Raw genomic sequence first — 8,980 nt, 5'->3', positions numbered from 1 at the left:
CACATCTAGCATCACATAAGCTAGGGTATAAGTTTTAGGAAAACCGCCTATTTTGAAAAAAATTAGGCGGTATATAAAAAATAATGGAGATAATCCCTGTGAGCCAATACATCAACCGCCAAATTAAAGATAACATTTTAACCTTACAGTTTAACCGTCCTGAGAAAAAAAAGTGCACTTAACTTGGATATGTATCGAGCGATCACATCTGAGCTTCGTGCTTCTGAAAAAAATGACAACATTAAAGCTGTTTTGTTTACAGGTATTGGCGACTCTTTTACCAGCGGCAACGACCTTAAAGATTTCGCCAAACTCAAAACCGCTGAGGACTTCAAAGATATCGTCAGTTTCTTACATACAGTCAGCGAATATAAAAAACCGATGATTGCCGCAGTAAACGGTTTAGCCATCGGCATCGGCACCACTCTATTGTTCCATTGCGATCTCGCTTTTGCAACACCGAATGCGCACTTTCAATTACCTTTTATTGATCTTGGCCTGTGTCCAGAAGGTGCATCGAGTTTATTACTCACCCAAACTGCCGGTTATAAAAAAGCCACGGAACTCCTTATGACGGGCAGAGCTTTTACCGCTCAAGAAGCGCTAGAGTTTAACATGATTAATGAGTTATTTTCTAAAGACAGTTTACTAGAAAAAACACTCAACCATCTCAATGCCCTCACTCAAAAACCAACACAAGCATTACAGGTCACCAAACAGCTTTTGAAACGTCCTCACGCACAAGCGATTGCTGAGGCAATTGAAGTTGAATGTGCTTATTTTATTAAGCAATTACAAACACAAGAAACTCAGGACATTATCAGTAATAAAATCACAGGCTCTCGCAAATAAAAATTAATGTACAGTATGCCACCGTGCTTGCTTAAACCACTAAGACGAGCACGGTGTATAATTTTAATCAGTTTTTAATCCAGATAAATCGACTTTAGCCTGCAGCGGATTTGCCCCACTCAAAGGAGGGTGCCCTAATGCATCTTGCTGTTGCAGGCATGTATACAGTCCCCAGTGATAATTAATATTACTATTCACCCCCATACTCACCTCATCAGCAAAGCTATCATTACATAAGGTTTCATCGTATAAGCTGAAAAATAAAACAGTTTGAGGTCGTGTTCTCATCGCTCCACTTTTCAACCACTTTTTCACAGTATCTACTGTACTTTGTAGCTGACTCACGCTTGCTGTATTATTTGCTCCATAGACACTGCCTGCCGTAGGCCAGCCTGTTTCGCCCAAATTAATCACTAATTTTCCATCATTTAAACTATAAGCTTGTGGCCAGTTTTCAAAAGCGCTTAAAACAGCCTGATAAATTTTTTTGATAAGCTGTTAATAAATTTTCATTAAATTCATCGCCAGTACCTTCTATTTTCTGTATCCAATAAGGGTATAAACTCAAATAAACGGCTGCATCCTTTTGCTTAGCGATTGTGCTAAATGCTTTACACATTGAGCTAAAATCAACTCCAGCGTAATTATCACTATCACAATGAATAGAATAAATCCCTGTTGTTTTATTCTTAGTCAAAAATTCAGCATTATTGCTCCCGGTAAAGCCAATACCAAACGATGTTGAAATTTGAATATTTTTTGAAGCCTGGGTATTTTGTCGATAGACTATTTATTGCTGTTTGCAAATTGATAATATATTGATTTAAATTTTCAACTATTGTTTCTTACTAGAAAAATCACTCGCAGTTGTCGATAAATGCAATCCCACTTCCCAACCAACAACGATAACTTTTACATGTGACACAATAGGTAAAACATACTGATATAAATAGCGAGTTGCCGAATCTGTCGTTATTAACCACTTTGTTGGGTTATCTATCCCTAGCATAATATCAGCATTGTCCGGCAAAGCCCTCACCGCATTATTAAATGCACATGCTCTCGCATTTAAAATAACCCCTGTAGAGGTTGGACCACAAGAGGCCATTAACCCGTGATTGTCATAACTTCCTCCCCAATCGCTAGCATCTCCCTCATTAAAGTCAGACATTGTTCTTAACAGTAAAAAATTATCCGTTGCCCGACTCACTGCATTTCGCATATCTGTTGAGCTATATGGATAAATAGGGTAACCATTAACATTGAAACTATCAGCTAAGTCCTCAAATACAATACCATATTTGGGCAAATCATTTGAATAAAAAGACTGAGGTGAAAACAAAATCAATAAAAAAGGCATGAAAAGGTAAGCGTAAAAATATAACTTTTTAGGCACGGCTTAATCCTCACAACAACATGAAGTTAAACTTTACTATACCATCTTCTATTTCTGCTCCCTACTCTTATAATAGGGAGCAGTCCAAAACCACTTATTGAACTGTATACACAGGATCATTATTCACTACAGTCTGTTTTCTCTCGTGACCTTCCATCATTAGTTGTGGAACATCATTGGACGAAGAATCGTTCACCGCAGGCTTATGTCCGCCAAATGCTCGAATAATTGGGTTTTTAGATTCATTTTGTTGAGGTCCAAGTTGATCCAACTCAATATAGCTCTTACCCAATGTATTAGGTACAAAAGCCTTACTACGCCTCGCAGATGTAAATGCTGTCTTTATTTTAATATTTTGAGTTTTTCTATTAGGCCCAGCCACAAAATTAGGAACTACCAATAAATTTGTATGCGCCTTATTCAACTTTGTATCTGCCTGTCCTACAAGCAGAGAGTAGTCTCCCAGCGCGTCTAGCAGTTTGCTCTGTTTCTGTTTCTTAGTTGTCGACCACCCAAAGTCTTCTTTCTTTATCAAGGCGTTAATAATATCGTGTCCCTTCTGTCCAAACTCCAGCTTCACTTGATTTAAATCATAAAGCTTAAGTGGGTTAGGAGTGCGACTCGTTGCTTCAAAAATCTTAGATATAAGCGTATTATGCTCTGTAGCAATAGCTGCAAGCTTTTTAGAACACAATCTAACTTTCGCTATATCCGTTTGTATAATCTCCGTTCCATTAATAATCATTGCCCTATAAGATTGTGAGAGCTTTTCTAGCAGCGTACTAAACTCTAGAGGCAAGGCACCATAATCCTTTAAAGATTCCCACATTTGAGATGCTGAAATAGAAAGATCCTTTGCTTTTTCAAAAAATGTTGTTCCCAAGTGAAGGCCAATCTGACGCCCTAACTCATAAAAGGCTTGCTCAGCGCACTTTTTCATGGTGTGTCTAAATTTAGAGTCAGGAATACCTTGCTTTTCTTTTCCAAAAATAAGCTCTTCATCTTTGGCAATCTTCATGCACAAATTAACAAAGTTTAGATATTTCTTAAGAGGAACCGATCCATCTTTGGGTTCCTGAAATTCCATGATCAGTTTTAAAAGTTTTTCTGCAATTATTAATCGAGATTTATCTGTTGCAAGGAACATTCTCTCTGCAAGAAGGCCCGAGCCGAAAAGTCCACTAGAGTCAGACACATAATCTTTGATAGCTTGAATAAACTCTCCAAAATTAGGGTGGGCCACACTGACTGCGTCCTTATTGGCTAAAGTCTTCCCTTTGCTTAGCTTTTCATAGTAGTTATGCCGATTTTGGTTTGAAGAACTCATTGGGTAACGATTTCTTATCCACCCATCATTTTTCTCAGTATAACCAAAAAATCTGTGCGGATGAATCATCATCGGCAAGGCCATATTTCTTAAAGTAAGTATACACTTCTTCAAGACGTTTTTTTTGGGCTATCTCTCAATGAAGTAGGAAAAAATGGCATAATAATAATCTCCATATTTAAAATATAAAAAAATTATGCAAATATTAATTAAATTTTCAAAACCAATTAAAATAATTAATATAAATGCATGAAAGGCGTTAACAATATACTTACACGGTATTTTAAAAAAAATCAATATAGATTATTCAGTTGATTTTTATACTTTACAAAGAAGGTTATAAATCATTTATAGTGCTTTTATGATTTTACATGAATTATATTCTTATTTTATCTTATACTTCCTTGAAAAGTTAATGATTTCTGACTTTGATGTAAGTGCAAAACTTAAACGGCAAAAGAAGATTCTCCTATGTTAAATAGATTCCTTACATACTCTCGAATTATCTCTTCGCTGGAATTAACAATTATTTCTATGAAAAACTGCGATTCCATAATTAACCTACCCAAACGTATCGTTTTCTAACCCCTGGGTATATGTTAAAAATTTCAGCAATATATAATTGATCATTCAATAAAATTACCTTACCAAACTCATTTAATGAATAAAACGCCATATTGTGTATTCTTTCGCTCTTCGAAAAGCAAGTGGTTTTGCGTACTAAACACTTAATTCGGGATCTTAGGGTTAAGTGCTTACACTCAATGCTCTGCATGGTTTTTTCCAATGAGATAGGAGTCCCAATCATCTATATAGTAATAGCGAAGATGAAAGATGAAAGCTTTGATTTAATTGCGATTAATGCCTCACCTTGAGGTCAGTCAAAATAATAGGTGATAATTTTACAGGTTGAGTGATCAATTGCATGCCAAAGCCAGCGCTGGTTTTAAACTTAATGAAATCATTTTGACTAAATTATTTTCAACCTGCTTGTAATTATACGATATTAATCAATAAGATACATCACCTGACCTTTAAACTCTCATATAAGTATAAAAAGCTGCTAACCAACAATACGAATAATAATCCAGCAATCACGTCCAATAAATAATGCCAGCCAAGTAAAAATGTTGATAACCATAAAGTACCATTAATAAGCAATAGTAGATAAAAAGCAACTTTATACTTTTTAAACAAAAAATGTGAATAGTGTTGACCAAATCACATGAAACGAGGGGAAACTGATTAAGCCATTACCAACAACTGTAGGTAAAACTCCTTGGTGAATTTGTTTGAATTGAAGAGCCAAGCTAATTTGTCCGCTTAAAAGATATTTATGTTCAAGAATACTCGCAGGTGATGCTGTAGGCCAAAAATAATAAATAACACAACCAATTAAATTTAATATTGAAAATTTCAATAAAAACATTTCAACATCTTTTCTATTAATAATAAAGCAAGCTAAAATAGGAAGTATCAATGCTTGACCCTCCAGTGAATTATATACAATAGTCAAAAAGTAGTGCAAATAATGATGTTGATAGACCCATGAAATTATATTATTTTGATTTAACCCCAAAGATAAATCAGTTTGATATAAGAAACTATCTATATTTTTAAATGGTGTAAATTGAATATTATAAGCGCAAAATATCGCAACCCAACCAATAAGGTATATGCTGATCAATTTAAACATCAAGCCTATTTTAGGAAATGCTCCAAACAACCCCAAAGAAAATGATAATAACACAAGCGCCAAACATATTAAAATAAAATTTGTAATTAATGGCGGGTTTTCTAAACTTAGATAATGAGTATACTTATAATTAATATAGTAAACTACAAGTGATAGCAATATTAATACAAATGAAAAAATCACAGAAAGCTTATCTAAACAAGATAGATTTTTGATAAAATAATTTCTAATTTTATCGAAGTAAAACGAAGACATATCATTTAAACATAAACTCACTTCCATATGCTTTCAGACCATTCTTTCAAGGTTATACCTATATACCCCAACTTTATTTGAGTTAACCAAAAATGATATTTAAACGATAGTGACAAACATACAGCAGAAGCAGCAATACCCATAAGCCCCGTTAAATATGAGCCTTTGATTGTGCAAACTAATGTATAAATGATAATTACAATAAATAGTAGAAAATATAACCATACAAAAAAGCAAAAAGCATGCTTTGCCGCGGCTATATCCTTTTCAGTCATATTTAGCTGATCAATAGCGAATCTCTTTCCTTGCTTTATTTTTAGAGATGAACGGGTTGTAAATTTCTTAGAAGATAAAAATAAAAAACTAAAACTCTCTTTTTAAAAACGAATATGAAATTGCTGATTTTAATGTCGAAATTACTTTTTTTAAACACAATATATCACCTAATATAGTTATCCAATTTAACAATATCACCTTCTTTTATTGTAGCTTCTTCTAAAACATCAACTACAATCAATACAAGAATAAAGAAATTTTCAACTGTAGAGTTAATAAATATCGCTTCACCACTCTTACCTTCTACCCGCTTTTTGCTATAACTTACTTTATGCCCAAATAAAAAACTACACACCAAGTTTGACTTCTTTAAAATCAGCTCTAACACCGGCCCTGTAGGTGAAAGGACTTCTGAGTTAGCAATCTCCTTTTCTTGAAAAGTAAAACTATAGTCATCATAAATATTTATTACTCTTGACAAAATAGACTCATAATTCATATCAACCTCCATTGTCTTTTTGAATAATCTGAGAAACTCCAAAAAGACTATTAGAATATTCGTTACTACGTTGAACAAGCACAGACCATATAATATTTTGGCTATCTTTCGAATTTCCTTGCTGATATGTAATTATCATTGGTACTTGTAAGCGCCAGCTATACACACCATTTACACTTCCTTTTTGTACTACAATTGGAATATCAGAAATTACTGCTCTATAAATATACTTATTTAATTTTCTCTATAATAGGTTTAAACGCTTTTAAATATTGTTCCCAACCATACTTCGTAAAATATTTTCTTTTTTCTTGAATTTCTGTCCGATAATTCAAAAAATCTAGCTCATTAATGTGTGGAATAATATCAGATAACCAGCTAATCACTGCCGAATCACTCTGTATAGGCTTTAATAATGAGTGCAGACGAATTAATTGACCGTTTGTTGTTGTTGCAAAATACTTTGGCTCTGGCTGCAACTTCAATGAGATAATAAAGGAGACCAATAGCACCATATTAATTAGAATTGATATTAATAAGACGAGAGAAGCCCTTCTAAAATTATCCCTATAAAAATCATTTCTATATTTTACTTTCTCTAATGCTGAATTAATCAAAACAAAAACCTCTAATTACTAATGCCAATTTTTAAAAAATATCATGTTAAATAACTCTGATATCACAACCATCATCAAAGCTATTGTCTGAATCTCGTGTATTGCTATTATTCAAGCCATTGTTTGATGATCTGCTTAAATTTGTGCCGTTAAACTCACCCAATTGACCACTGACCTTCCGTTTTAACGCTTCTGTCTCTTTTATTATTTTTCCTAACTCATGGTTAATGTCATGTTTTTTATTGTTATTTCTCAATCTTTTAAACAGAGAAATAATTGTACCTAAAAATCCAGCTTTAAGTGGGATCTTTTCTTTATTAGGCAGGCTATTATTTAAACTCACAATGTTCTTTGTTTCATCGCGTATATACTTTAACCTTTTTCTCAGATCCTCTTGTTGCATACTAGATAAGTCACGTGTATTTAAATGCTTTATTTGTTTAATTAAATCCTTCGCTCTATCAGTACCTTTTTTAAGCCTGCGCTCTGGAGGCTGTTTTTGTATTATACTGCTGTGAACTTCATTCTGAATCCCGGCAATATTTTCAAGCAATTGACTTTGCAGGCTTGGTTGTGCCTGTGGTTGTGCCTGTGGTTGTGCCTGTGGTTGTGCCTGTGGTTGTGCCTGTGGTTGTGCCTGTGGTTGTGCCTGTGGTTGTGCCTGTGGCTGTGGTTGTGCCTGTGGCTGTGGTTGTGGCTGTGGCTGTGGCTGTGGCTGTGGCTGTGCCTGTGGCTGTGGCTGTGGCTGTGCCTGTGGCTGTGCCTGTGGCTGTGCCTGTGGCTGTGGTTGTGCCTGTGGCTGTGGCTGTGGCTGTTGCTGTTGCTGAACTTGCTGGCTTAGCTGTTGATTATTTTGCGACATAAAAACTTCTCCAGATATGATTGATAATAACTTGTTCTTCTCTTTAGTTTATAGCCCTCGAATCTCACTTCCTGCCGCTTCACCACCTTTCTCTGCCACTTGAATATCTTGAGATTTTGCTTGTACATTTGATTGGGTTTCTGTTTGTTTAGATTGAATTCCTTGCTGCACGCCAGACCCCATTGCTTGCCCAGACTGACTAGCCATCCCCTCGGCTTTCCCTTGGAGCTGCTGTACCTCTTCTGCACCTGCTCGATGGCTAGACGACGCACCAATCCAATCAAATACTTTATCTGGGATTAAATAAATAACAGAAAAGCATTTACTAAAAGCCATCATCATAAATGACGCATAAATAAAGATTAAAAAGCAAGCAACAATTCCACGCACCATGCCTGATGATGAAAAGTTATTTAGCACTAACGGAGCGACCAGGTGAAAACCTTGAGCTGAATAAGTGATTAAGACATAAGTGAGAGCCATTGCTGTGATTACGCCTATGACCATTAAAACGGGGCGAAAAATAATATTCAATGCAATTTTAATTGCAGGTGAGCCATGTCCCAAAACTTCATGACCCTCTGGATAAACAAGTGCCAGTGCAACGAGAGGAGCAGCAACTAACCCTTCAAGTATACTTAACACCCAAACAATTGTACCTGCCCAAAATAAAAAATAAGGGATTAAAGGCATCATAACAACAAAACCAATCGCTGCAGTAAATAAAGAACCTAATACAACCAAAGCAATAGGCAACCAAGCTAAAGACATTGATAGATTGCCAATCTGTGTTGCCATAAAAAGTTGAACCGCGGTTTGTCCCATAATTGCAACTGCTGTGCCAACATTTCCTGCACCGAAAATACCTCCAAATAAACCGGCAAATCCAGCGCCTATTGACCACTTAGAAATCATTGATTCAGCGGTATTTTGGATACTGCTAAATTGCCCTTGATAGCTTTCAAAAATATTTGTGAAGCTATTAATAACAACTTGTACCGTATCAGCACCGACTTGCTGGGCTTGCATAATTTTACTAAATAAATTATCAGAAGGCATTCCTAACTGATAAAATTCATTCATAATACCAGTAATATCTGAAGATAAGCCATTACCGCCTAGCTGAGAAAATATTTTATCAATCACTGCATAGACAGGAACCGCCGTTGTTGTCGTTGATTGATATACTCCATTTTCTTT

The 8,980-nt window shown here is 35.3% G+C and carries 13 protein-coding genes and 1 pseudogene; 2 read left to right on the top strand and 12 right to left on the bottom strand.

Annotated elements, in window-relative coordinates; translation table 11 throughout:
* Window positions 1-189: 189 nt before the first annotated feature.
* Window positions 190-852: an enoyl-CoA hydratase-related protein gene (locus BGC07_RS14615; protein WP_235603276.1), complete on the top strand. Its 663-nt coding sequence runs from the start codon at window positions 190-192 to the stop codon at window positions 850-852.
* A gap of 63 nt (window positions 853-915) precedes the next feature.
* On the opposite strand, the gene BGC07_RS14610 is transcribed toward BGC07_RS14615, so the two are convergent.
* The 11 genes and pseudogenes from BGC07_RS14610 to BGC07_RS20795 form a co-directional block, all read right to left on the bottom strand.
* Window positions 916-1,266: a glycosyl hydrolase family 17 protein gene (locus tag BGC07_RS14610; protein WP_069313692.1), complete on the bottom strand. Its 351-nt coding sequence runs from the start codon at window positions 1,264-1,266 to the stop codon at window positions 916-918.
* A gap of 40 nt (window positions 1,267-1,306) precedes the next feature.
* Window positions 1,307-1,549 (bottom strand): hypothetical protein, encoded by a 243-nt coding sequence (locus BGC07_RS14605; protein WP_069313691.1) that lies wholly within the window; start codon window positions 1,547-1,549, stop codon window positions 1,307-1,309.
* A 138-nt stretch (window positions 1,550-1,687) separates the two neighbouring features.
* Window positions 1,688-2,248, bottom strand: coding sequence for a hypothetical protein (locus tag BGC07_RS14600; protein WP_069313690.1), 561 nt, complete (start codon window positions 2,246-2,248; stop codon window positions 1,688-1,690).
* Between the two features lie 94 nt (window positions 2,249-2,342).
* Window positions 2,343-3,647: a hypothetical protein gene (locus BGC07_RS14595; RefSeq protein ID WP_139121717.1), complete on the bottom strand. Its 1,305-nt coding sequence runs from the start codon at window positions 3,645-3,647 to the stop codon at window positions 2,343-2,345.
* Window positions 3,648-4,251: 604 nt separating this feature from the next.
* A pseudogene (locus BGC07_RS22670) lies at window positions 4,252-4,366 on the bottom strand (IS1 family transposase); the annotation flags it as partial.
* Window positions 4,367-4,598: 232 nt separating this feature from the next.
* A complete protein-coding gene (locus tag BGC07_RS23985) occupies window positions 4,599-4,736 on the bottom strand; it encodes a phosphatase PAP2 family protein (RefSeq protein ID WP_394332140.1) in 138 nt (45 codons plus the stop codon).
* A 28-nt stretch (window positions 4,737-4,764) separates the two neighbouring features.
* A complete protein-coding gene (locus tag BGC07_RS23485) occupies window positions 4,765-5,553 on the bottom strand; it encodes a phosphatase PAP2 family protein (RefSeq protein ID WP_069313688.1) in 789 nt (262 codons plus the stop codon).
* Window positions 5,554-5,965: 412 nt separating this feature from the next.
* Window positions 5,966-6,301, bottom strand: coding sequence for a hypothetical protein (locus tag BGC07_RS14580; RefSeq protein ID WP_069313687.1), 336 nt, complete (start codon window positions 6,299-6,301; stop codon window positions 5,966-5,968).
* Between the two features lies 1 nt (window position 6,302).
* Window positions 6,303-6,497: a DotI/IcmL/TraM family protein gene (locus BGC07_RS23480; RefSeq protein ID WP_268801721.1), complete on the bottom strand. Its 195-nt coding sequence runs from the start codon at window positions 6,495-6,497 to the stop codon at window positions 6,303-6,305.
* Window positions 6,498-6,531: 34 nt separating this feature from the next.
* Complete coding sequence (locus BGC07_RS23475; protein WP_268801681.1) at window positions 6,532-6,918, bottom strand: DotI/IcmL/TraM family protein; 387 nt, start codon at window positions 6,916-6,918, stop codon at window positions 6,532-6,534.
* Between the two features lie 46 nt (window positions 6,919-6,964).
* A complete protein-coding gene (locus tag BGC07_RS20795; RefSeq protein WP_069313686.1) occupies window positions 6,965-7,471 on the bottom strand; it encodes a hypothetical protein in 507 nt (168 codons plus the stop codon).
* A 20-nt stretch (window positions 7,472-7,491) separates the two neighbouring features.
* Between BGC07_RS20795 and BGC07_RS14565 the strand changes: the two genes are divergently transcribed.
* A complete protein-coding gene (locus BGC07_RS14565) occupies window positions 7,492-7,782 on the top strand; it encodes a hypothetical protein (protein ID WP_069313685.1) in 291 nt (96 codons plus the stop codon).
* A gap of 46 nt (window positions 7,783-7,828) precedes the next feature.
* Here the strand turns inward: BGC07_RS14565 and BGC07_RS14560 are convergent.
* Window positions 7,829-8,980: DotA/TraY family protein (locus BGC07_RS14560; RefSeq protein WP_158006961.1), on the bottom strand; the 1,152-nt coding region annotated here is incomplete at its 5' end.

The organism is Piscirickettsia litoralis (assembly GCF_001720395.1).
Taxonomy (GTDB): domain Bacteria; phylum Pseudomonadota; class Gammaproteobacteria; order Piscirickettsiales; family Piscirickettsiaceae; genus Piscirickettsia; species Piscirickettsia litoralis.
Note: the sequence above shows the minus strand (reverse complement) of the source record. Positions and strands in the feature narration are given on the sequence as shown.